The organism is Pseudomonas azadiae (assembly GCF_019145355.1).
GTDB lineage: Bacteria > Pseudomonadota > Gammaproteobacteria > Pseudomonadales > Pseudomonadaceae > Aquipseudomonas > Aquipseudomonas azadiae.
In genome coordinates this window covers 3,219,351-3,242,806 of sequence record NZ_JAHSTY010000001.1, presented here as the reverse complement: position 1 = coordinate 3,242,806, position 23,456 = coordinate 3,219,351, and the positions used below count along the sequence as shown (strand labels likewise).

At 58.9% G+C, this 23,456-nt stretch carries 16 protein-coding genes; 4 read left to right on the top strand and 12 right to left on the bottom strand.

What is annotated here, in order from left to right:
* Window positions 1–71 precede the first annotated feature (71 nt).
* The 4 genes from KVG91_RS14735 to KVG91_RS14720 all read right to left on the bottom strand — a co-directional run bounded on the left by KVG91_RS14735 (window position 72) and on the right by KVG91_RS14720 (window position 4,006).
* Window positions 72–617 carry a hypothetical protein gene (locus tag KVG91_RS14735; protein WP_169377045.1) on the bottom strand — a complete coding sequence of 182 codons (546 nt, stop codon included), beginning with the start codon at window positions 615–617 and terminating at the stop codon, window positions 72–74.
* 833 nt (window positions 618–1,450) lie between these two features.
* Window positions 1,451–2,155, bottom strand: a complete 705-nt coding sequence (locus KVG91_RS14730) for a hypothetical protein (RefSeq protein WP_169377044.1) — start codon at window positions 2,153–2,155, stop codon at window positions 1,451–1,453.
* Complete coding sequence (locus tag KVG91_RS14725) at window positions 2,152–2,934, bottom strand: MarR family transcriptional regulator (RefSeq protein ID WP_178115168.1); 783 nt, start codon at window positions 2,932–2,934, stop codon at window positions 2,152–2,154. The genes KVG91_RS14730 and KVG91_RS14725 overlap by 4 nt, the downstream gene beginning before the upstream one ends.
* 430 nt (window positions 2,935–3,364) lie before the next feature.
* Entirely contained in the window at window positions 3,365–4,006 is a 642-nt protein-coding gene (locus KVG91_RS14720) for a BRCT domain-containing protein (RefSeq protein WP_169377042.1), read from the bottom strand.
* Between the two features lie 419 nt (window positions 4,007–4,425).
* Between KVG91_RS14720 and KVG91_RS14715 the strand changes: the two genes are divergently transcribed.
* The 3 genes from KVG91_RS14715 (at window position 4,426) to KVG91_RS14705 (ending at window position 7,709) form a co-directional block, all read left to right on the top strand.
* On the top strand, window positions 4,426–6,798 hold the full coding sequence (locus KVG91_RS14715; protein ID WP_169377041.1) for a TOTE conflict system archaeo-eukaryotic primase domain-containing protein: 2,373 nt from the start codon (window positions 4,426–4,428) through the stop codon (window positions 6,796–6,798).
* Between the two features lie 391 nt (window positions 6,799–7,189).
* Window positions 7,190–7,456 carry a CopG family ribbon-helix-helix protein gene (locus KVG91_RS14710; protein WP_169377040.1) on the top strand — a complete coding sequence of 89 codons (267 nt, stop codon included), beginning with the start codon at window positions 7,190–7,192 and terminating at the stop codon, window positions 7,454–7,456.
* Window positions 7,419–7,709, top strand: a complete 291-nt coding sequence (locus KVG91_RS14705) for a type II toxin-antitoxin system RelE/ParE family toxin (protein WP_169377039.1) — start codon at window positions 7,419–7,421, stop codon at window positions 7,707–7,709. Before KVG91_RS14710 ends, KVG91_RS14705 begins: the two co-directional genes overlap by 38 nt.
* A gap of 159 nt (window positions 7,710–7,868) precedes the next feature.
* Here the strand turns inward: KVG91_RS14705 and pelG are convergent, their stop codons facing one another.
* The 8 genes from pelG to KVG91_RS14665 form a co-directional block, all read right to left on the bottom strand.
* Entirely contained in the window at window positions 7,869–9,239 is a 1,371-nt protein-coding gene (gene pelG, locus KVG91_RS14700) for an exopolysaccharide Pel transporter PelG (protein ID WP_169377038.1), read from the bottom strand.
* Complete coding sequence (gene pelF / locus KVG91_RS14695) at window positions 9,240–10,754, bottom strand: GT4 family glycosyltransferase PelF (RefSeq protein ID WP_169377037.1); 1,515 nt, start codon at window positions 10,752–10,754, stop codon at window positions 9,240–9,242.
* The gene (locus tag KVG91_RS14690; RefSeq protein ID WP_169377036.1) at window positions 10,751–11,740 is read right to left on the bottom strand and encodes a HEAT repeat domain-containing protein; all 990 of its coding nucleotides are present in this window, start codon (window positions 11,738–11,740) and stop codon (window positions 10,751–10,753) included. The genes pelF and KVG91_RS14690 overlap by 4 nt, the downstream gene beginning before the upstream one ends.
* On the bottom strand, window positions 11,718–13,085 hold the full coding sequence (locus KVG91_RS14685; protein ID WP_225926973.1) for a PelD GGDEF domain-containing protein: 1,368 nt from the start codon (window positions 13,083–13,085) through the stop codon (window positions 11,718–11,720). Before KVG91_RS14685 ends, KVG91_RS14690 begins: the two co-directional genes overlap by 23 nt.
* Window positions 13,086–13,090: 5 nt before the next feature.
* Window positions 13,091–13,609 carry a penicillin-binding protein activator LpoB gene (locus KVG91_RS14680; protein ID WP_169377035.1) on the bottom strand — a complete coding sequence of 173 codons (519 nt, stop codon included), beginning with the start codon at window positions 13,607–13,609 and terminating at the stop codon, window positions 13,091–13,093.
* Window positions 13,610–13,636: 27 nt separating this feature from the next.
* A complete protein-coding gene (locus KVG91_RS14675; protein WP_217894894.1) occupies window positions 13,637–17,245 on the bottom strand; it encodes a tetratricopeptide repeat protein in 3,609 nt (1,202 codons plus the stop codon).
* Window positions 17,223–20,036, bottom strand: a complete 2,814-nt coding sequence (locus KVG91_RS14670) for a bifunctional glycoside hydrolase 114/ polysaccharide deacetylase family protein (RefSeq protein WP_169378965.1) — start codon at window positions 20,034–20,036, stop codon at window positions 17,223–17,225. The genes KVG91_RS14675 and KVG91_RS14670 overlap by 23 nt, the downstream gene beginning before the upstream one ends.
* Window positions 20,037–20,098: 62 nt before the next feature.
* Complete coding sequence (locus tag KVG91_RS14665) at window positions 20,099–21,031, bottom strand: NAD-dependent epimerase/dehydratase family protein (protein ID WP_169378966.1); 933 nt, start codon at window positions 21,029–21,031, stop codon at window positions 20,099–20,101.
* A gap of 275 nt (window positions 21,032–21,306) precedes the next feature.
* On the opposite strand from KVG91_RS14665, the gene KVG91_RS14660 reads away from it, so the two are divergent.
* Window positions 21,307–23,436, top strand: coding sequence for a M48 family metalloprotease (locus KVG91_RS14660; RefSeq protein ID WP_169378967.1), 2,130 nt, complete (start codon window positions 21,307–21,309; stop codon window positions 23,434–23,436).
* Window positions 23,437–23,456: the final 20 nt, after the last annotated feature.

Genomic DNA, 23,456 nt, shown 5'->3' with positions numbered 1-23,456 from the left:
GGCGGTCTATTTAACGTTGATCGTCGGCATCCCACGGTTCAGGCCATACCTTGGCTGGCTGGTTGTTTTCATCATTGCGTGCGCTGGCGAGTGGGTAGATCGGCTAGAATCCAGAAATCGCAGGCGTAAATTGCCTGCAGGTTTTTGTAGCTGTATTCAGGTCTGTCGCTCTTAACCTTAGCCATCAAATTTGAAAGATACTTCACGCCATCATCTGACAGGCCATTGGTAAGGTAGCTACGGTACAAACCAGCCAGCTTCCCGTAAGACATGCCCGAATAATTGACCAGCTTTTCAGTACGAAGCAGCAGATAGCTTTCGGCTTTAAGCCTGTCGTCAATATCAATGTGGCTAGCGGGCGGCCCATTTGACGAGCCGGTTTTACCCGTCGAGCCTCCACCAGCGCTCACCGCTTCAGGATCCAAAGCCGCCATGGTCAAGTCAGGAACTTTATCTTTGCTGTTGATAGCTTTTTTCTGGGCACAAACAGGCCCGACGAATAGTTCGTTACCAGCCTCATCAACCAAAACCCGAGCCTTGCCAGAGGTCAGCGGCCTAGGACACACGTCACATTTTTCACCGCTATAAAAATCAATCCTCACCAGCGTGTACTGCATAGGAATTCCCTTTCGTCTAATTAAATTTCGCCGTTGTACGCCACTCCCTGTCTTGCGAGGCGGAAGCAAACAAGGAGAAATATTCATGTCCGTGCACCTATCGGAATCAGCTATTTGCTGACGGCTGGGTACTACTGCTTCTGGAGAGTTATTCGGTCAGCTAGGGATCCGCACAACTATCCAGCTTACGTCATCATCAGCGCAAGGTGCTGCGACTGGCTCGGCATCAAGTAGCTGGGCTTGGTTCGCATCGCTCAAATCAGCCCAGAAGCCGTCGGTTGCAAAGACTAACGTTTCCCCTCCGAAGATTTCCTTGGTAAATATCTCTGGGTCCGGTTTTCGTCTTACTTTGAAACTCCTGCTTATTTGGTGTCGACCTAGGTCCATTGCCAGTTGTCTGTGTTCGCGATCTCGCCTCCAGTTAGCAAGGCAGTGAGGCGCTGTGAGCCAACCGATGGGCCCGTCGGACATTACAACTCCAGCGCAGCAGTCGCCCTCATAAGCAATTGTCATAAATCCGCAGGTAACAACTGCGACTAGGTAACTAGCAGATCCCGTGAGGTCCCTTGCGAAGACTGAGGTGTGCGTATCGTGCAGGACGTCCCTGAGCAACGATTCGACCTGTTCACAGCACGAATCAGAACAACCATTGCCGACTCTCGCTTGATAGCCAATGAATATCTGGTCAATCAATGCTTGTGCCAATCGCGCGCTGCCTGGCTTGGACGTGCCATCGACTATAATGAAGATACCGCGAACCCCATCAAATAAAGCGCCTACACAATCGCTATTCTCTTCTCTGGCCTGCCCCTTCACAGAGTTGGCTGAGTAGATCATTTGACGCTGCTCAATTGTTTCAGACGCTCATAAATCAGCTTACCTCGACCAGGGTTCGCGCTCACCGAGTGAGAACTTTCTATGACGTATTCGAACGAGGTAAGGGTAAGGATTCCGGCGATGCCATCCGCGATATACGTCCGTAGTTCTTGATCAGCCTGCTCAACCTCATCTAGGAGGCTCGCCCTACCGTCTACGATAAGAACGATATCCTCGACATCTTTATGGAAAGCATCGCCCTCCCCGCGACCTTTGAATGCCTCAAGCTTTGTAGCGACAAAATACGTCGGCTTGAAAATTTTTATCGCGATCCCGCTGGGGAGTGTGATGATGTCTGCGTTCGCTAGACCATCCACGAACCAGCGGTTCTCATAACCGAGCACCTCCTTGACCGACGGCATTACGTCCACAATGACATCGTTGAATTTGAACCTACAAGTTACATCACTGTGCTCGGCTGTAATCTTGAAGCCCTGAGCAGCCAAACGCTCTGTAAGTTTCTGCCAGTCTGCAATACCGCCAAGCTCGATAACAAGATCAACATCATCTGTGCTGCGAATGTCGTCCAGAACAATGTCGTCCGTGCAAAGAAGCCATGTCGTCGAGCCACCCACGAAAGCGACTTCCTTTAGAAGCTCTTCGCCCAAGCCTTCCGCTACGGCGCTCAACATCCCATAGTTGTGATCGGATGCAACGCTCATAGGCCCATTCCTTCCTTCAGAAGTTTAATTGCAACACTGGTTTCGCGTGGCCCACCCAGCCTGATGGAGTCAGCGAGCGCTAAAAAGTGGTAGAGAGTACGATCGAGCTTTACCGCTTCAGCAACTGTTTTGTAGAGCGGCTCTACAGATTGTCCTCGCTCAGAACCCTGAGGATCCGGCCACACGTGAATGGTGCTACCACCGCTTTTCAGGTGCTTGGAAAGCACCGGTGATGCAAAACCAGTTGGGATCCCTCTTACCAGCGCTCCAGGCTTGACGGGGAAGAAATATTTGAGCGCATGCTCGGTGATTTTTAACAGTGCCAAGCGATTTACCTTGGGCAGGGCAGTCTCATAGTCATTCGTCAGCAACCCTGACTCTCGGCATCGGACCATTGAGTTTGAGATCTCGCTTTTGCTGATACCTAACGAGGCCGATAACGCTCTCAGGGTGTACCGGTCTGCCCAATTCTCTAGCGCCCCATCAGGAGCGACCACATCATCGATTTCCCACCCCTCCCATTCGAATGATTCCGCATCAACAATGCCCCTGATAGTGGCGGAGATGTCGCGCCACAGCTCAGGAGGCCGGGGATTCGGGGTTATCCCATCCTTATGAATAAAGTTTTTCGGAAGCAGATCGATCTGAGACAGGCCTCCCCAAGCTATTGTCTGAGTGCTCGACGGCGACATTTCCTCCTGCGCATGAAGGCTAGCCATCTTAAACATCAATAAAATATCTTGACTCTTCATACCCATAGAATCTCTAGCCGTCCACATTCCATAAAACGTGGACAACTATTGCGCGCAGCTTGCGAAGAAGTCAACTGTGAATGCAGCTATGCTAGGGCGGGTCTGTTCATCAGTGGTAGGCCCCCCATGAGCATGGGTATCTACACAACATTCGGTGTTGCACTGCCTGGGACGAGGAAGCGTGCTCTCGTAGCGGCATGCATAGTTGATCGAATCCTATCGGTGTAAATCAATCAAATGCGGGAGCTGTCGAGCCCCGGCGAGGCTGCGAAGGCCGCGGTACTGTCAGCATGTTTGTCGCATGACACACCGCTTTCGCACCCACAGAGAGACTTGTCAGCTTCGGTACCTAGCCACCATGGGCCTGACCCTCTTTGCGCCCCTAGACCACCAAACCCAACGACGGCCTGCCTTCCAAGACAAAGGGACACTTCTCTTAGAAACGAACGAAACAGCCTTAACCAAACAGCATCCTTTGCCAATGATCCTCACCCACAATGGCAATCGAAGCCCCCGCCTCACGTAGCTCCACCGCCTTCATGATTTTCGTTCCATAGGTACTGTGTCGCCACTGCTCATTACCCACGCTGCCAACCACTAAGTAATGCACCTTTTTACTCACGCCACCACCAATCAAGCCACCACGTTCCTCGACCAACGCCTGACAATCCTTGCGAGGCCCAAAGGCCATGACCCCCGTAAACACAAACATCCGGCCATCCCACACCAGATCAGGAACTGGAAGATTGAAGGGGAGGTCCGTAGGAGCGACCGCAACAGCACCACCATCTTTCGGTTTTTCAATACTCATTCCAGAAAAACCACGCAGAATATCAAGCAGTTCCAGGGACTCGTCCTTATCCAGAGCATCGTCCTGAAGCATGCGCGCCAACCGCGAATACAGCAGATTGATCACCGGATCGTTCAGATGCGTGAGATTGCTCTCTAGCCATTGCTTTAGAAAAACCGCCTCCGCGATATTCACTACACCGTCCGCAATAATCCCTGCGGCCAACCCCACCAAGGCATCGGCGGCACGTCGATCTATGCGGGCACGATGGAAAAATTTGCTGCTCTCGAACTCGTTGTGTAGGTCCATTACAGGTTTCCTTGAGGGAGTGTTGGCCTGATACAGCAGCGTTACCGGGTTAGAAATACTGCATCAACCCTAGCACTAGTAAGGGAATACACTTTTTTTGATTAAAAAATAAATCCGTCCCGTTTTTCATTTTCAATTAAGTACCGAAAATCGTGACCTAACCCAGTTTTTCCCAAGCCTGATCACTCTGCGCCTAGGAAAATCCTGGAATTTTCAACGTTAGCCGAATGCCAGCAACTGCGCGCTCTGTATCCCTAACTGGCAGATTGATCCAGCCAACAATTTGATTGGAATTAGGGCGGACCTCCTGAGCCCCTGAACCTAACCTCTGTTGTTTGATAATCTCTATGTTTTACTGATGGACTGAGGGTTGTAGCTCGAGGCTACAGGCTTCACCTGAGACGTAGAGGCTGAAGGCGGTGATAGACACTAGTCTGGTGGCGAAGCTAAGGGCTGAGAATGCAAGATTGGTTGCCTTGCTGGATGCTCATGGCATCGAATGGCGCCCGCCTGCTGAGCCAGTCAAGATAGCGATTGTCCAAGCAGAACAATCACAGCAACTTGATACTGATGGAAAGCTTGCCCTATTCCGAAGCTTGTTTCGTGGTAGGACGGACGTTTATCCCATCCGCTGGGAAAGCAAGGCAGGCAAATCAGGATACGCACCCGCTTGCGCAAACGAATGGAGGCCTGGCGTTTGTGAGAAGCCCCGAATTAAATGTGGCGACTGCGGTAACCGCCAGCTGCTTCCGCTGACCGATGAGGTGGTCTATCGCCATCTGGCGGGCGAAGTGGCCGTTGGTATCTACCCCCTACTCTCTGATGACACTTGTTATTTTTTGGCAGTCGACTTCGATGAGGCCGAATGGCGTGATGATTCCAAAGCTTTTGTGCAGTCATGCCATGAACTGAACGTCCCGGTGGCGCTGGAAATATCGCGCTCAGGCCAAGGGGCTCATGGCTGGATTTTCTTTGAGCGTAATGTTCCTGCCTGCGATGCGCGCCGCCTCGGTGCTGCAATCATCAGTCATGCCTGTGAGCGCACCCGCCAGTTGGCGCTCAGCTCCTATGATCGACTGTTTCCAAACCAGGACTATATGCCCAAAGGCGGCTTTGGAAATCTCATCGCGCTCCCTTTGCAAAAGCGGGCCAGGGCCCAAAACAATAGCGTTTTTGTAGACGACTCGCTTGAGCCTCATCCTGATCAATGGGCCTTCCTGGCATCGATTCAGCGCATGAGTCCAGAAGATATCCAGCCCGTTATTATCCAGGCGATGGGTAATCGGGACCCTCTAGGGGTCGCCTATGTCGATGACGAAGGTGATGCAGAACCTTGGAAAGATCGTGAATCGAGATCACGTAAATTGACATGCCCGTTGCCTGCTGCTGTCAACATCACGCTGGCTAACTTAATTTACTTTGAAAAGTCGGAATTGCCACAGCCATTGGCAAACCAGCTTGTCCGGCTCGCTGCCTTTCAAAATCCTGAGTTCTACAAAGCTCAGGCCATGCGCATGTCAGTGTGGAACAAGCCAAGGATTATCGGCTGTGCCCAGAACTTCCCCAAACATATCGCGTTACCACGTGGCTGTTTGGATGCTTCGCTGGAGCTTTTAGAGGAAAACGGGGTTGCCTCTATTCTTAAAGACGAACGCTTCGCGGGCGACCCCATCGACGTGAGCTTTCTCGGGACCCTGCGTTCTGACCAAGAGGCTGCTGTCAGCGCAATGCTAAGTCATGACACCGGTATCCTCTGCGCACCGACAGCTTTCGGTAAAACGGTGAGTGCTGCTGCATTGATTGCCGCACGTGGCATTAACACGTTGGTGCTTGTGCATCGGACGGAACTATTAAGGCAGTGGCAAGAGCGCTTGCAGGCGTTCTTGGGAGTCGGGAACGGTGTCGTTGGTACTTTTGGAGGCGGAAAAGCGAAGCTTACAGGCATCATCGACATTGCCGTCATGCAGTCGTTATCGCGAAAAGGCGAGATCAGCGATCAGGTAAAAAATTACGGCCAGATCATCGTTGATGAGTGTCATCACCTATCAGCAGTGTCATTCGGGGCACTACTGAGGAGTGCTACCGCGCGGTACGTACTGGGACTCACAGCAACCCCAGTGCGCCGAGATGGGCAGCAGCCCATTATTTTCATGCAGTGCGGACCGATCCGACATACTGCTGCTCGACCAGCGAGTGCGCCCCATGACCTCTCTGTCGTGCCTCGATTGCTGCCCAAACCTATAGTGGTCCCCGATGGCTTTGGGATTCAGGACGTTTTTCGGCGTCTAGCCGACGACTCTGAGCGGACAGCCAAAATCGTCTCGGAGATTGAGCTGGCGTACAACGAGGGTAGAAAAATTCTAGTGTTAACGGAGCGGACGGAACATGTGGATGCCCTTGAATTAGAATTGAAGCAGCGCGTGCATAACCTTTTCACGCTTCATGGGCGAGTGCCTAAGAAACAGCAGATTTCCCGTATGCATGCGCTTGAGTCGCTTCCCCCTGATGCTCCACGAGTGCTGTTGGCAACAGGAAAACTAGTAGGTGAAGGCTTCGATCATCCGCCGTTGGACACGCTGGTGCTGGCAATGCCCATCTCATGGAAGGGAATCCTTCAGCAATATGCAGGTAGGTTGCATCGATCACATGCCGATAAGGCCGACGTGCGAGTGATCGACTTCGTTGACGCGGGTAATGTCGCGCTGATGAGAATGTGGGATAAGCGCCAGGCGGGTTACAAAGCGATGGGCTACCGCATGGCTGATTCCATGGCCACCATGGACCTACTCTAACTCTAATGTGGTTTACAGTTGACACATCAATGGCCCAACTCTCATAGACATGACCGGTCACTGTGGGGGTGAACTCTGGCCCTTCGCCGTCAGTCACATTGAGCAAGATCCTCAGGCGTACGAGGACCTGGTAGAATCGCACAGGTCTTTGAGTATTAATCAGCTAATTCATAGCTTATTAGATCGTTCGACTCCTGGTGCCGCACCATACAAAACGAAGCCCTCGCAGAAAGTGAGGGCTTTGTTGTTTCTGGATTAATACAACCAGCCGCTCGCCTGTAAATCCTTCCCCTTCCCCAAACCGACAAACCGCTATTGACCGGCCAGCGGCCGAAGCCTAACGTCTGCATACCGTGTACACAGCGTATACAGAAAGTATGGAGCATACGTTATGGCAGCCTCTCCCGTTCTGTCTTTCCGAGTAAAGCCTGAGCTTGCCAGCGAGTTGGATCAGTTGGCACACGCGACCGACCGGGATCGTCAATACCACCTGCAGCGGGCTTTGAGCCGCTATGTGGCTGATGAGTCCTGGCATTTCAAGGCCGTGCAGGAAGGCATCAGGGATGCTGAAGCCGGCAATGTGACTGATCTGGATGCCGTAAAGGCTAAGTGGGTAAAACGTGCCGAAGATCGCGTTAAGCAGCAAGGCGGAAAGTGACCTGGATGGAATTTACGAGCATTACGATGGACTGGCAGGACCCGAATTAGGGGAAGCAGCTGTCTTCCACATTCTTGGCTGCCTGGAGATGTTGGAACGTTTTCCTAATGCAGGGAAAGTGTCTGCAAGCCCCGACTGCCGGGAGCTGGTCATCACCACATACCCCTATCGCGCGACGTACAGCTTGCAAGGTGACCGCGTGATGGTCTTCCGTATTCTTCATCGACATTCGGAGCGTCGTGAGGATTGGTGATCGTTGATACGCAGAAGCTTCCATGTAGCCCACCTACCGATTACAAGTCAGTAGGTCTGGACTCATCGAAAATCGCCGTCTAACCCCGTCCAGCAGCCACAAAAAAAGGCACTTGCCGCCAACCGACAAGTGCCTTTTTTTACACGTCAAAAACCCCAATCAACGCGACAACATAAACGTCTCGTACTCCAAATCCTCCAGCGCCGTCGACAAGCGCGCCAGCCCCAGCAATACGCACACCAACAACGACAACGTAAACCCATACCCAAAGAAGCTAGGCCCCAGGTGCATGCTGAGCAACGTCAGCCCGGCGTTGAGCACGGCAAACAACACGCACAGTTCCAACACCACACGGCGCTTGTCGAGGTAGAAAAACACGTTGAGCAGGGCCATGAACACGACCTGGATGCTCACGCCGATCAAGTCGATGTAGAACAGCGGCAGGTAGTAGCTGGAGATGCCCAGCCAGTCCAGCAGGCGGGGTGCGAAGAGGAACAGCAGCACCACGGTGAGGCCCTGGACTTTGCAAATTTCGAGCAGGCCCTGTCGGATGGACAGGGTCATTTCGGTTTTCAGCGAGCCGATGTGCTGCAGGGTTTCGCCATCGCGGATGGCGCGGAAGAGGCGGTCGTACCATTCGGCGAAGTCGGTTTCGATGCGCACCAGGAACACGGCCATGCCGGGGATGATCGCGAGGTAGGCGATGAAGATCGGCATGTCGTACAGAATCGACGCGCGCAGCGGGCCGATGACGCTGTTGGAGGTGGCCGGGTTGAACCAGAACAGGATTTTGTCGACCCAGATGCCGAAGTTGTAGAAGAACCCGGTGACCAGCAGGCTCAGGAACACGTTGCGACGGTCGAGGAAGTCAAACGCGATGAGCTTCTCGGCGCGGTATTCGCGCAGGATGTCGTAGAGGTACAGGAACAGCAGCGTGCTGTGCCCGATCAGCAGCGCCAGCAGCAGGCCGGGCATGTGCAGGAAGCTCAAGAGGTAGGCGCTGGCGACCATCAGCGAGTAGCCCACCAGCATCACCAGGAGGATGCGGTTATATTTTTTCATCCCCGACAGGAAGATGATCACCAGCCACAGGTTGCACAGCACCACGAAGTTGGAGAGCACCAGCACGCGGTAGATCAGTGGCTGATCGAACAGCACCGCGAGCAGGATGATCCCCAGCACGCCGGCGCCAATGGTGACCAGCAGCAATATGCCCAACAGGTTGGGCAGGATCTGCTCGTAGTTGCGCTGGAACAGCTGGTCGGACACGAAGCGGGTGAAGAACAGTTGCAGGCCGCCCGTCAGGATCAACGAGCTGGCCATCAGGTACGTCACCGTCACCAGGAACTGCCCGACCAGTGAATTGGGCAGCATCAAGCCGAGGCTGATGATACCCACCAGCATCACGCTGATGATCGACAGCACCCACGGCCCGGAGCTGATCAACCCGGCATAGACGTACGCATGCAGGGTGGCGGTGTACGAGTCGCGCGACAGGATCTTGCGCAGTTCAAAGCCAATACCGGCCATTTAGCTGTTCTCCATGGCTGCCTGGTACAGGTCGCGGTAGCGCTGCAGCATCAAGGCTTCGGTGTAATAACGGTTGACCCGCGCCAGGCCGGCAGCCTGTGCGGCCTGCCAGCGTGGCGGGCTGCGCAGCAGTTCGAGGATGGCGGTGGAGGTGGCCTGTGGGTCGGCAATCGCGACGACTTTGCCGGCGATGCCGAGGTCACGGTCTTCGGCGCTGCCGCCCTCGATCAGCTCGCGGCACGAGCCGACGTCACTGCTGACCACCGGCGTGCCGGCGGCCCAGGCTTCGAGGATCACCAGCGGTTGCGCCTCGCTGATCGAGGTCAGCACCATCAGGCCGAGTTGCGGCAGGATGTCCTGGATGCGCTGGAAGCCGAGGAAGTGCACCTTGCCTTCCAGGCCCAGACTGGCCATCAGGCTGCGGCATTCGCTGACGTACTCCGGGTCTTCTTCTTCCGGACCGATAATCCAGCCTTCGACTTCAGGCATGGCGCTGATCACGCCGCGCATGGCCCGCAGGAAGGTTTTCACGTCCTTGATCGGCACCACACGCCCGATCAGGCCCACGCGCGGGGCAATGCCGGGCGCGCGGGACTCCAGAACACGGTTCCACTGCGACAGGTCGATGCCGTTGGCAATCAGCTGCGTGCGCGCAGGGTCGGCGCCGTCCTTGATCTGGCGCTGACGGTTGCCGTCATACAAGGCGATGATGTTATCGGCGCTGTTATACGCCAACTGGCCGATGCGCTCGAAGTAGCGCACCCACAAGGTACGGATGTAACCCGAGCCGCCGTCGAGGCTGCGGTTCAGCGCCTGGCCGGAGCTTTCGGCGATCCACGAGGCCTGGGCCAGGTCGATCTTGCGTTCCTTGGTGTAGATACCGTGTTCGCTGAGCAGGTAGGCGCAGTTCCAGCGTTGCTTGAGAATGCAGCCCAGGAGCCCGGCGTAACCGGTGGAAATCGAATGCAGCACCCGCGCCCGCGGCATCTTGCGCGAGGCCTCGGCCAGCATCAGCAAGGGCGACTGCAGCGAGCGCAGGGTCCAGAAATAGTTGACGAAGGACGGGTCGGCGCAATGCTGGCGATAGCCTTCGCTGAGCGTCTCCCAACTGGCGCGGCTGCGCAGTACATCGTCGAGGGTCATGTCGCCATTGGCGATGCAGTTGAGCAGCTTCTCACCCAGCGCACGCTCAGGCGGGTCAGGGTGATGCAGGAAGCGATACAGGTCGGCCAACTGCTGTGGGTTGGCTTCGCGCGGCGTACCGTGCAGGTTCGTGGGATGGGTCGCATCCTCAAGGAACATCTCTTCGATGTGCAGCACGTTGGCCGGCACATCGTAACGGCGTTTTGCATACGCCGAGCGCTGGCCGCCGATGAACATCACCGAAAAGGTCAGCTGCGGCAAACCGAGGATCATCTGGTGGATCCAGCTCGACACGCCGCCGCGCACGTAAGGCCAGGTGCCTTCCAGCAGCAGGCAGATGTCTGCAATGGGTGCCTCTTGCTTTTGAATCATTCCCAGCTCCTCACCAACTCAGCGAACGGTGGCCGCTGGCGGGTTTTCTCGGGAAGGCTGGCGAGCAACCCGGGGATTTCTTGATAACGACCGGCTTCGAACGCCAGTTCCGCGCGAAACGGCAAGACCTGGGCCGAGCCCATGCCGTTTTCTTCGGCCAGGCGCAGCAGCACTTCGGCGCGCTCGTTCTCGCCGCGCTCCAGTGCGATGCGGCCGGCCAGCAAGAACAGTTCGCCGCCCTCGCCCGCCGCCAGGCCCTTCTCGGCGTGTTCGCTGGCTTGATCGAGTACGTGGTCCAGCACGCTGCCTTGGGCCAAGCCCAGGTAGGCCAGCTCCCAGTACCAGCGCGCGAGCATGCTGTGGACAGGGCCGGCGGTGCGCGTACTGACATTCACCAGTTGCTCAAGGGCCATCTGGATATGCAGGTTGATGTCGCTTTCCTGCTTATCGAGCATTGAATAGGCGAGCAGGCGTACGTCGTCGCTGGGATCGGCGAGCGCCAGCTTGAGGATCGGCACCGCTTCCTTGCCCGGCATGCGCCGCGTGGCCAGCAAGGCGGCCAGGCGCTGATCCGGGTCCGGCGCGTGGCGCAGCACATCCTGCAGGCCGCCGTCGGCGAAGATCGGCTTGTGCAGTTGCAACTGCGCGCGGTACGGCAAGCCCGGAATGCCCACGGCCTGCCAGGCCTGTTTATCGCGTTTGCGCGGCAAGTACAGCGCCGGGAAAATCGCCATCACCACGCCCAGGGTGCCAATGACCGGCACGAAAAACGCCAGGCTAAAGATGAACAGCGGGCTCCAGGGCAACGGCTTGCGGTAGCGCTCAGGCAGCAACAGCCACACCGCCGCGCACAGCATCAGGCAGGCGAGCCCGTGGCTGAAGGAGAAGACCAGCAATTGGTGCAATTGGGGCGCATCGAGCCACAAACTGGCCCAACTGCCCGCCTCTAACAACAAGGCTCCGCTAAACAGCCACTTGCTGATCATTCAAGCCACACTCGTTGTAAAGGAAGTTACGCAGCCCGTTGCGATCACAGCCAGGCTCCAGGTTGAAAGGCATGACCCGAACGCCCAGGCTGTCGAAGTCGCTGTCGATGCCGAAATGCTCATGCAACAACAGGCTGATGCGTGCCAGGTAACCTTCGGTGCCTTGCGGGCCGGTCAACGGCAACAGCACCAGAAGCACCTGGTGGTCGCGGTTGTTGCGCGCCGGCAGGTGCAGGTCCAGGCCGCGCTGGCTGCGCTCCATCAGGCGCGTCAGCTCGTCGTTGGTGCGCGTCATTTCGAACGCGAACAGCCCGGCCGGCAAGGTGTGCTGCTCGACATCCACCAGCGAGCGCTTGAGTTGCAGGGTGAACTGCTGCGCGTCGGCGTCGGCCAGTTGCAGCACGTGCGGGTCGCGGCGCAGCAGGTCGGCGATGTGGCCGGCGAGCAGCGACAGCAGGCTCAAGGTGCGGTCCTGGAACGCGAAGAATGGCATCTGCCGCACCGCCAGGATCGCCAACAGGCGGCCTTCGGCGTCGATCAGCGGCATGCACGCCTGCAGCGAGGAAAACTGCGCCGAGTTGCCCGAATCGATCAGTTCCTGACGCACGCTGACCAGTTCGCCGCGCTCAAGGCACAGCTTGATCAGGTCATCTTCAGGGTCCAGCGGGCCCATCACGCCAATCATGGCCAAGGCGTGCGGCACTACATTTTTTTCGCTTTCGTCGACGCGGTACAGCCCGGCCACGCGTAGCGCGCCGTACTGGCCAAGCATCGCCACGATCGGTTCGGCCAGCGCGCTCAGCGCATCGCCTTCGACCGGCATGCCGCGCAGTTTTTCACGCAGGCCCAGCAAGGAGCTGCGCAGGCTTTGGTCACTGCCGGCCACGCGCTGTTCGAGCAGGTCATGGGAGACCCGCAGGATTTGATGGGCGCGGGTGAACTCATCGAGACGATACTGACGGTATTCGTTGGCCATCTGCAGGCGTTCCAGGCGACGCACCCACAGGTCACGCACCTCACCGACCAGCATTCCGCACACCAGCACACCGACGATAAACGACGGTTCGATCTGGCTGTAACCCTCATGCCCGCTGCTGCGCAGGGCAAACAACACCGCCACCAGTACTACCGCACTGAGCAGGCCGCGGACAAAACCGTAACGCACACCCAACAGCAGCGGCGCCAGGATCGGCCACGGGAAACCCGCGTGCATCTGCATCGGGTCTTCAGGCGTCAGCCAGAAGCCGAGGCCGACCGCCAGGCCCGTCACCAGTAACGTTTCCAGCCAAGACACCGGCCCGCTGGCGCGAGGCGCCAGGCTGTAATCCATGTGGGGAGAATTCATTGCGATCACTCGAACCGAAGGGCGCCAACAAGGTTGTCGATTACCTTTTGAGCGTTACCCGCCAGGCTTTCACGGGACCAGCCGGCGCGAGCGCCGCTTTTGCTCCACAGCACGCGACCGCTGCTGGCTTCCAGCACGCGCAGGCTGATGCCCACCGCTGGCTCGCCGTCCAGGCCGTTCTTGTACTGCCACTCTTCCACGCTGCCCGCGACCACGTAATCGAGCTTCTGCTCACGGGCCCAATCGAGGGCACCGGCCAGGCGCTCATTGTCATCCATCAAGGCTTGTTCGCCCTGGGTGCTGACCGGGTAAACCCGTGGCTGCAGGCCGTGGCTGCTGAGCACACTGAGCAGGATCTGCTCGCTGCGCTCACCGGCTTGCGGGGTCTGGGAATAGTTGACCATCGGCACGATGCCCCACTGCGCAGTGCGCGGCAGGTTCGGGCTGGTTTCACTGGTGAAGCTGGAGCAGCCGGCAACGAACAGTACTGTCAGCGCCAGGCTCAGGTTACGAATTACTTGCATAGGTTTTCTCCCGTAGAGATTCTGTAATCAGCGCCCGAAACGCACGCCGTAGCTCATACCCAGTGTTCCGCCGGATTTGCCATCCCCGCCTTGTGGCGCAGATTGGTAACCGACGGTCAGGGCCAGTTCGTCGTCACCCAGCACTTCGAAGCCGATGCCGGTGTTCATGCCGTAGTTGAACGTCTGGTCTGTCCACTGCCAGCCGGCTGTCACATCCACCAGCCAGGTGTATTGCGGCTTGGTGCGCACCAGCGCCCCAGGGATGCCGCGACGCCAGGTGGTGCCGACGTAGAGTTGGCCGTAGCGGCTTTGCAGCAGCTCGGCGCCGGTAACAGTTTCTACATCGAGCGGATCCGGCAGACCGGTATCAGGGTCTATCGACTGAGGCGTGACCTTGATGGCCCCGCCATTGCGGCTCGACAGATAATCCAGGTCCCGGTCCTTCACGCTGTTCTTCTGGTAATCCACACCGCTACGCACCGTCCAGTTAGGCCCGGCGAATTCCAGCGTGTGGTTAAGCTCCATCTTCAACGCATGCCCGGTGCCCAGCGAATCGCCGGCACGGGTCGAGAACGAACGCTGCGCCACTTCCCAGCTCAACTGGTCCCGTGCGGTCAGGCCGTGACGCCCGCCAACCCAGGCCCGGTCCTGCTGACCGAACGCGCGCATCAAGCCGCTGTCGTCGCTCTTGCGATGCCAGTCCAGGCCGGTTTCCAGCTGATGGCTGTTGCCCAACTGCCACATGCGCGACAGGCCCAGGCCGTTGCGGTCGTCGTCCTTGCGCTGGCTGGTGTCGGCGAACAGCTTCCAACTGCCGTTTTCCACCGAACGAACCAGGGTCAGGGCGGCGTTGCTCTCGTCACCGATCCGCGATGAGATAACGTCATCGCCCTGGTATTTACCGTGCTCCATCTCAAGGTCGGCGTACCACTTGTCACCGATGTTATGCGCGATTTGCAGGCGCGGCGCATCAAACGAGAGGCCACCGAAATCCTGTTTCTGGTACGACAACAGCGCGCCTTGCGGGGTGCTTTCGTGAATTTCCACGGCCTGGCGGCGCAGTTGCTCGCGCACCGATTCCGGCTGGTCGTCACCCAATGCGCTCAGGCTGGTTTCCAGCGCTTCGTTGTCGCGCCCCAGACGGCTGAGGGCCTGCGAACGTTGCGCCGGGTTCAGGTCGCTGCTGGCCAGCAAGGTTTCAACCTGGGCCTTGTTACGGCTGCGCAGGGCTTCCTGGATCTGCTCGTAGCGGTCGACCTTGAGGCCTTGGCTGCGCGCCCATTCCAGCCATTGGTCTTTCTGCGATTCCTGGTTGGTCGCATCCAGCCGCGCCAGCAAGCGTTCGAACCACATCTGTTTCATCGACGGCGAACCGTCCTTCCACTTCAACAGTTCCTGCTGCGCCTTGCGGGGCGAGTAGCTGCTGGACATCAAGCGCAACCAGATCCCGTAACGCTGCGACGAAGGCTGCAAGCCGTCGGCCTCAGGATTGCGCAGCAGCTTCAGGCGCAGGCGTTGCGCGGCGTCCTGGTAGCCGGCGGTGTCCAGCGCATCGGCGTAGGCGGCCTGCACCAGCCAGTCGTTCGGGGTGAGCTTGAGGTACATGCGGTACCAGGCCAACGCCTCGGTATCGCGACTCAACAACTGACTGGCGCTGGCGAACGGCAGCCAGAGCAGGCGGTCTTCACGCGCATAAGCGCGCCATTTGGCCAGCAGGGGCTTGAGTTTCTCGGTATTGCCCTGGTCGACATACATCCAGATCATGCGTTCGCGGAACAGGTTGTCATCGGGGAAGCGCGACAGGCCCAGCAGGTACAAACGCTCGGCTTCGGCGCTGTCGCCCTGCTCGATCGCCAGTGCGCCACGTACCGCCAGGACCTGGGCTTGCTCGTAGGCATCCGGGAACTGCTTGGCGTCGTCCAGCAAGTCGGTCACCAAGTCCCATTTTTGTAATTCCTGGGCGAGCTGCAGCGCCTCGACCAAACGCTGCGGGTCTTGGGCGCGGCGCCAGCTGGCGACCATCAAGGCCAACGCCCGTTCCGGGTCGCGGTTGCGGTACAGGGAAATCAACTGGCTTTCATCGCCGCTGACCAGCTTGCCGTTGATGGCCAACAGTCGCTCCAGCGAAACACGCAGGTCTTCGTCACGCTCCAGGTCCCAGGCCAGGCTAGCGCGGGCGTGCCAATACTCGGCATCCTTGATCGACGGGTCGTCCTCTTTCACGACGTCCCAGGCGGCCTGTTCGTTAAACAGCTTCATTTCGGTGCCGACCCAGTCCACGCGCTCGGCCGAGGTCAGCGTGAAGCGTTTGGCGTAGTCGTTGTACACCTTGCTTCTGGCGGCGAACTGCCCGGTGTTGTCCAGGTTCTGCAGCAAGCGTGTCCAGGCCAGGCGGTGCCCCGGGTATTTGCGCAGATAGGTGCGCAACCAGGCTTCGGCCTCGGCGGGCGTGCCGCGCGATTCGTGGCCGTAGACCAAGGCGTCCAGCTCGATGTCGGTGAGCGCGCGCTGCTGCATGATCTCGGCGAGCAACGGGATCGAACGGTCGAAATCAAACAGCTGGCTGGCCAGGCGCCAGGCGTGTTCGCGGGTTTTCGGGTCTTCCTTGAGCTTAAGCAGGCGAATCCAATAACCGACGGCCGCTGCGTTATCGCCGCGCCATTCACCCAGGAGCGCCATTTGCTCGAGCAACACGGGGTCATCCGGGTAGTCGACCGTCAATTGCTGACCGGTTTCCCACGCGCCCGCCAGGTCATTGATGGCCAGGCGCACGTGGAATTCTTTCAGGGCAATTTTCGGGTTGTCCGGCTGCACCTCGCGCCACTGCTTGAGCACGCGCTGCGCCAGGTCGAAACGCTTGGTCGCCACGGCCACGTCGACGCCCTGCTCCAGCCACGCCACATCGGCCGAGGCGTTGGTGAGCTGGGGCAATTCGTCGGACAGCACCTGCGCGGCCTGTTCGTCGTGGCCCGCCGACAGCAAGCTGTTGAATGCCAGTTGTGCATAATCACGGCGTTCAAGCGGTTGCTGGGCGTCGCGTCGCAGTTGCAGGTAAATGTCTGCGGCATGCTGCGGTTGGCTGGCGGCCATGTACCACTGCGCGGCTGACTTGAGCGCTTCGGCACGTTGCGCCGGATCGCGCGCGGCGATCTCTTCATACACGTTGGCCGCGAACTCAGGCGCCTGCAGCGTCAACGCGCGCTTGGCCAGGTTTTGCAACTGCGGCATCGGCAACTTGCGGTAGTCGAAGCTGCCCAGGCGCTCGACCAGAGCCCGTTGCGCGATCAAGTCGTTGCTGCTGTCGGCGACCAGAGCGTCCAGTTCCAGGCGGTAGTAAGCCTGGGTTTCCGGCTGCGGCTTGGGCCAGGCCTCCAAGTGCTGACGCGCCTTGGTGTAGTCACCCAGGCGAATCAACAGGTCGACCAGTTGCAGGCGCAAGTGATCGTCGTCCGGGTGCGCCGTCAGCAGCAGCTCGGCATAGTTGGCCGATACCGCGTCAGGCTGGCGGCCGTCGGGCTGGAAGACTTCTTCACGCTGGAAGGTCGCCCACAACAGGCCACCGACAGCCACCGCCACCACCGCCAATGCCCAGGGATTGAGCAGGCGGGTGTTTTTAGTTGCAGAGGAGCTGACCATTACTCACCTGCTTCATAGGTAATTGAAAAGTCCACAGGCCGGCCGAAGCCTTGCCTGCAAATCGTTGTCCATCCACTTCCACGCGGCAGGCACTGGCCGAACGCACGGAAAAGGTCAGGTCAAACTGACCGGCAAAGGCAAAACTCACGCGTCGCTCATCCAGGTAACGCCAGTCCAGCAGAGGCACATTGGCTTCCTCCAGCGCAGGTCTAGGGTCTCGATCCGGGCGCAGCACCAGCAAGGCGTTGTCGCTGCTCAGGGCCACGTAGCGCCCTTGCGGCAAATCGCGCACGCCGGCGATGCCCTGCGATTGCAGCAGGTCCGGCCAACCCATCTGCGCATCCAGGCGCACGGTACGCAGCGCGTCCATGCCGCGGATCTGCCAGGCGCCATCGGCGGTGCGGGCCAGGCTCGCCTGGTACAGGCCATGCAGACGGTCGAGGTAGTCGCTCATCCACAACGACATCGGCTGTTGCTCACGCATGTAGCCGTAGATCTCGTGCATGGCCTTGATCGATGCCTGCTTGGTGCTGGAATAGAAGTGGTAATAAAGGTGCAGGCCACGCAGACGGCGCGGGCTGTCAGTGAGTTCGAAGGTCTCGATCAACTCGCGGAAGCCGTAGTACGGGCCCTTCCACAGGTTGGTGTAGAGGTTCTCGTTGATGATCGGCGCGTAGTATTGCAAGCCGCCTGGCGTCGGGCGCAGCAGTGGGTTGAGGCCGGTCAGCGAAGGATTGGCGTTGGTCATGATGGTTTCGGCGCCGTTGACGTTTTTCAGGCCGGCGTCGTAGGCCAACTTGATGGTGTCGGACGAAGGCAGCGCGTCACCGGGCCAGAACACCAGCTTCACCGGCTTTTGCGGGGTGGTCAGGTTCTGGTTGATGTAGTCGCGCGAGCCGAAGATTTCGCGGCGAAAATCGATTTTGTCGTAGCCCGGCACCTTCATGTTCATGCCGTATTCCGGGCTGAAGTTTTCGCGCTTCTTGGCTTTGTCCGGCTGCATGAAAAACGGGTGGCTGAAGGTGTGCGTGGCGACTTCAACTTTCGGGTTGGCGAAGATTTCGCGCGCAATCGGCTCCAGCTCACGGGCCAGGAAAGGGAACGCGCCGCGCGGCGAAATCTCGGCTTCGATGATCGACACCGAAGTCAGGAACGGGTTGGGCTTGATGTAGTCATCCAGCGTGTGACGCCCGGCGTAAGGCGTGCCGCGCACTTCAGCGCGGGAAGGGAAACCGTCGCCGTCGATGTGCACGGTGGCGATGCGGCGGCCGTTTTCGGTGGTGGCGTCCGGGCGCGGCTGGCTTGGCAGGTGCAGGCTGGCCTGCAAAAAAGCAAAGGGATCAAGGATCCAGCGGCTGCGCTCGTTGTTGCTTTCCAGCAGATAAGGGGCGAGTGCCAGGCCGCCCCACTTGCCCACGACCACCGGGGTGAACACGTCACCGTTGGCGCCGGTCAGCGACAGCGCGGCAGTCGGGCCGTTGGGCATGACCGACACGGCGGTGAGGTCACGCGAACGCGGCACCACCGGCGCTTCGAATGCGCCTACCAGGGCTTTGTCCTGGTGAGTGACGCTCACCACCTGTGTGGCCGGCGGTGCATCGCGCTTGAGGCCCAGGCGTTTGAGCAGCAACTTGTCTTCAATCGGCAGGCCGCTGAAAAACGCGACGGGCACTTGTTCGTCCAGGCGCGCATTGATGAAGCGATTGAACGCGGCAGGGTCCTGCGGCGGGCCGCTGGTCATCCAGGTCACAACGCCGGCGTACAGGCCGCCGAAGCTGTAGCGCGGAAGGTTGCTGTCAGCCGGGAAGTAGTCGACGCGATAGCCCAGGTATTCCAGCAAGCCGCCAAGTTCGGTATGGCCGGCGGCATCTTCCAGCGCGCCTTCGCGCGGGTCGAAAAGCAGCGCGATACGGCGTGGCTGGACTTCGATGCTGCTGATGCCCATGGTGTTCAGATCAGGCGTGCTGATATACGGAATGAAGCCTTCGTCGCGCAGACGCTTGGCCAGCTTGCGCGCTTCTTCGCGGCGCTCGGGCGGCAGGTAATCGATCGCTACCAGCGGGATGCCTTTGGCACGTAGCGGTTGCAGATGGGTTTCAAGCCACTGGCGATCGGACTCCGAGACCGGGCGATAACGCTTGGCGGAGGCGTCCCAGCCTGCGTGAATCGACTCGACCGCCACGGCGGCGGCGACACCGTCCAACTCAGGCAAGACTTCGAAACCGCGATTGAAGAACAGCTTCAATTTTGGCTGACGCTTGTGCAAGTCACGCAGCAAATTGGCCAGGCCTACGCGCTGGGCTTCCTGCTGGGCTTGGGGCAGCAGCTGGAAACTGTCGAGGGTGTCGAGGAACACGCCGCCATAACCCTGGGCTTCCAGGTCTTTGGCGCGTGCGAACAAGTGCTCGCGCCAGGCTTGAGTGGTGAGGTCCATGACCTGGCTGTTCCAGGCATCGTTACGCACCGGGGACACCGCTTTGCTCAAGCCGGCTTTGGCGAGCTCGGCTTTGTTACCGTCAAATTCGCCCACCGACAGATAGGCAAAGGGCTCGCTGCCCAGCGTACGCAGGGTTTTGACGTCGGCAGGCGTCATGTGGCCAGGCTCGACCACCGCCCAGTCAAACTGCGCCAACTCCGCCAGGGGTGGTTGGTCGGCGTACCAAAAGGCCACGCTGGCCGGCTGCGGCAACGTCGCGGCCTGCACCGTGGACCCGCCAACGAACAACGCAAAAGCGGCCAGCAGCCGCTCGGCTATTGCACGGACACGCGTCCCGCGAAAAACGATTTCCATAATGCACTCTTGAAATGACTGAAACTGAGACGGCGCTAAGGTCGAACCGGGAGACCGACGGGTTACAAGCTGCGAAGTAGCTGCGCCAACCCCTGGCCCACGGAGGTCGGCGTCGAGAGTTCAAAGCGTTGCAGCAGACGCGTGTTGTCAGCGCGGGAATGACGAATATCACCCTGGCGCTGCGCCTGATGCGTCACCGTCAGCGCAGTGCCGGTGGCGCCACCCAGTTCGCTGATCAGGTCGTTCAAGCTGGTCGCGCGGCTGAAGCCGACATTGACCGCACCCGGAGTAGCCTCGGGGGTTTGCACGGCCTGCACGAGAATGCTCACCAGGTCCTGCACATAGACGAAATCGCGGGTCTGCCCACCGTCACCGAATACCGTGATCGGTTGCTTGGCGATTGCCCGCTGGCTAAATATGCTGATCACGCCCGAGTACGGAGAGGACGGGTCCTGGCGTGGGCCAAAGATGTTGAAGAAGCGGAAGATTACCGGCTCAAGGCCGTGCTCGCGACGGTAGAAGTCCAGGTAATACTCACTGGCCAGCTTGTCGCACGCATAAGGCGTCAGGGGCGACTTGGGGGTGTCTTCTTCAATGGCCGTGCCTTCGCCGTTGTTGCCGTAAACAGCAGCGCTGGAAGCGAATACCACGCGCTTCACACCGTTCTTGAGCATGGCCTGGCAAACAGTGAGCGTGCCGACAAAATTGCTCTGGTGGGTCGCAACCGGGTCATCCACCGACGCCTGCACCGATGCCACTGCCGCCAGGTGAACCACCGCGCCACAACCCAGCATGGCCTGCTCGACCACCGCTTTGTCGGCGACATCACCCACGACCACATCCAGATTCGGGTTGCCGATCGGCAAGTTGCCCATCTTGCCGGTCGACAGGTTATCCAGCACACGAATGCTGTATCCCTCGCCCAGCAAGGCATCTACCAGATGCGAGCCGATAAAGCCTGCACCACCGGTAACCAAAACTCGCCTAACATCCATGAAGTTTCTTCCTGACGACTCAAGCGGAGGTTTCATGTAGTGAGTCCGCTAACGGTGGCACGATTAAGTCCCTGCACAGACTGGAGAATTCCTGAATCCGTGTGGTCAATGATGTCAGTTTAGTGGCTTGAAGCCATCAAAACGCCGCCGATCATGTTAGATTCGGGAGAGACTGTCAACGTATTGTCTTTTATGCCGCCAGACGGTAAGCGACTGGAAATTATCGCCATTTAATTGACTTTAATACCCGAAACCCGCGTTGTGAACGGACCCCCATGAACGCCCTGAAACTGATCTTCCTTTTAGTAGTTTCCCCGCTGCTGTTGGCCGCCCTAGGCGGGTGGGAGTACCAGCGCGCGCAAGAGACGACCACACGAATGGTCGACTACGCCGCCAACGTGGCCATTGCAAAACGCCAGTTGCAGACGCTGGTAGCGCAAGACCCCGCTGCCCTCATCACTATCCACGCCGAAAAAATCAGCGTGCAGTTGGCCCTCACTCGCCTGGCCAAGATTGAAGCCGACCTGCCCACCATTCACCTTATAAACCGTGCATTGCAAGCGCTGGCGCCGTGGGTGACAGGCCTGGGGCTGTTGGCAGCGTTCATCGGCACGTCGGCATTGCTCGGCACGCATTGGGCTGGCCGGCGCGCGCAGCAGTCGCGGGAAAGGTTGTTGCACGCATTCACCCTTGGCAGCCGTTTATTACCCTACGTGTTGGTAAGTCATGGGGCGGCGATGGCCGCCGCCGTGGCGCTGGCGCTGAGTTATGAAGGCCTGGCGCTGTGGCACATCGGCCGGCTGGGCAGCGGAGAAATCAAGCTGATGGCGGTGTTGGGGGTCATCGCGGCGTTTTGCGTGTATTCGATCTGGCTGCTGCTCAAGCAACTGCGGCGCATGTTGACCCTGTTCAAGCCCGAACCTGTTGAGATGTTCGGTGTGGTGGTCACGCCCAAGCAGGCGCCGGTCTTGTGGGGTCGTGTAACCGAACTGGCTGGCAACCTCGGTGCGTTGCCACCGGACCATATCGTGGTGAGCCTGGCCGAAGGTTTTTACGTAACCTCAAGCGAGGCCCTTGTGCTGCCTGTCCAAATACCGCTACGTGGCCGCACGCTGCATTTGCCCCTGCTGCACCTGGGGCTGCTGAGCCAAGACGAGGTTGGCGCGGTGATCGGCCATGAACTGGCGCACTTCGCGGGGCAAGACACCGATTACAGCCTGCGCTTCTTACCGATCTACGATGGGGTCAATCGCAGCCTGGAGGCGCTGCTGGAAACCATGGCCGCCAGCGATTTTATCCAGGGCCGACTGATGCGCCCCTCGTTCATGTTCGGTATGTTTTTCATGCAGCGCTTTGATCACGCGGTGAACCGTTGGAGCCGTGAGCGCGAGCTGTTGGCGGATGCCGCAGGGGCTCGGCTGGTGGGAAATGCAGCGGCGGCTTCGGCGTTGTTGCGGGTGTCGGTCTTGCAACCGCACGTTGAAGACGCATTGATAGCGCACTGCGAAGACGCCCGTGATGTCGAGCTTATCGACGCCGTCCTCATCGCGCTGCAAACCCGGGATCTACAATTGCCGGCGCAGGCGCTGGAGTTCCAGCAACCTCACCCGACCGATTCTCATCCATCCAACGGCGAACGCCTGCAAGCGCTTAATGTACCGCTGGAGGCCGCTCGGCATAGCGCTACTCGCGCCGTGGACGCCAGAGCCGCGAGCCAGCACATCGACGCTTGTTTCAGCGCACCGCAGGCGGTTCGGGAACAGCTCTCCCACGCGCTGATCGAGCTGGCCGTATCGGAGAACGCCGAGCAGGCCCGACTGCTGGAAGCCATGGCCGCGGGTGCGCAGGGCGAGCATGCATTGCACGAAGGCGGCCAATGGCGAGGCGTGCTGATGGCAGCCATGGGCGTGCCATTCGTGCTGCTGGGGATCTGGGCGATGAGCCGGCCCTGGTTCGCTCCCGAACGTTTGAAAGGCACGCCTTGGTCTGCCCTTGGCGCGGGGGCGGCTATCGGCAGTATCGCGCTGATTTTTATCTGGCTGGGCGTGCGCCGCTTCAAGCGCGCACCGCAGACGGCGTTGCGCCTGACGCCGGAGCATTTTGTGTTCGCCAACCTGGATCAGCCGTTGCCGATCGAGCACATCGCCGACGTCTCGCTGCAGTTCATGCAGGGCATTTGGATCACGGTGGAGCTGGCGCCGCAAGCGCCGTTGCCGCAGGTGCGCAAGACCGCCTTTGGCGTGCCGTGCGCGCGGGTCAACAAGAAGAAACGCCAGGTGCTGCTGCAGATGGCGCAGCTGTGCATCAATGACAAAAAAATCCAACCCTACGAAGGTTTGATGCTGATGACCGAATACGTGAACGCGTCCCTCGCCCGCGAGATCCTGCAGGAACAAAAGAGCTGATAACCACGCATAAAAAAACC

Excerpts from the sequence above, each read along its gene's own strand:
- KVG91_RS14735 (WP_169377045.1), bottom strand. The coding sequence starts at position 617 with ATGCAGTACACGCTGGTGAGGATTGATTTTTATAGCGGTGAAAAATGT.
- KVG91_RS14730 (WP_169377044.1), bottom strand. The coding sequence starts at position 2,155 with ATGAGCGTTGCATCCGATCACAACTATGGGATGTTGAGCGCCGTAGCG.
- KVG91_RS14725 (WP_178115168.1), bottom strand. The coding sequence starts at position 2,934 with ATGTGGACGGCTAGAGATTCTATGGGTATGAAGAGTCAAGATATTTTA.
- KVG91_RS14720 (WP_169377042.1), bottom strand. The coding sequence starts at position 4,006 with ATGGACCTACACAACGAGTTCGAGAGCAGCAAATTTTTCCATCGTGCC.
- KVG91_RS14710 (WP_169377040.1), top strand. The coding sequence starts at position 7,190 with ATGGCAGCCTCTCCCGTTCTGTCTTTCCGAGTAAAGCCTGAGCTTGCC.
- pelG (WP_169377038.1), bottom strand. The coding sequence starts at position 9,239 with ATGGCCGGTATTGGCTTTGAACTGCGCAAGATCCTGTCGCGCGACTCG.
- pelF (WP_169377037.1), bottom strand. The coding sequence starts at position 10,754 with ATGATTCAAAAGCAAGAGGCACCCATTGCAGACATCTGCCTGCTGCTG.
- KVG91_RS14690 (WP_169377036.1), bottom strand. The coding sequence starts at position 11,740 with ATGATCAGCAAGTGGCTGTTTAGCGGAGCCTTGTTGTTAGAGGCGGGC.
- KVG91_RS14685 (WP_225926973.1), bottom strand. The coding sequence starts at position 13,085 with ATGAATTCTCCCCACATGGATTACAGCCTGGCGCCTCGCGCCAGCGGG.
- KVG91_RS14680 (WP_169377035.1), bottom strand. The coding sequence starts at position 13,609 with ATGCAAGTAATTCGTAACCTGAGCCTGGCGCTGACAGTACTGTTCGTT.
- KVG91_RS14675 (WP_217894894.1), bottom strand. The coding sequence starts at position 17,245 with ATGGTCAGCTCCTCTGCAACTAAAAACACCCGCCTGCTCAATCCCTGG.
- KVG91_RS14670 (WP_169378965.1), bottom strand. The coding sequence starts at position 20,036 with ATGGAAATCGTTTTTCGCGGGACGCGTGTCCGTGCAATAGCCGAGCGG.
- KVG91_RS14665 (WP_169378966.1), bottom strand. The coding sequence starts at position 21,031 with ATGGATGTTAGGCGAGTTTTGGTTACCGGTGGTGCAGGCTTTATCGGC.
- KVG91_RS14660 (WP_169378967.1), top strand. The coding sequence starts at position 21,307 with ATGAACGCCCTGAAACTGATCTTCCTTTTAGTAGTTTCCCCGCTGCTG.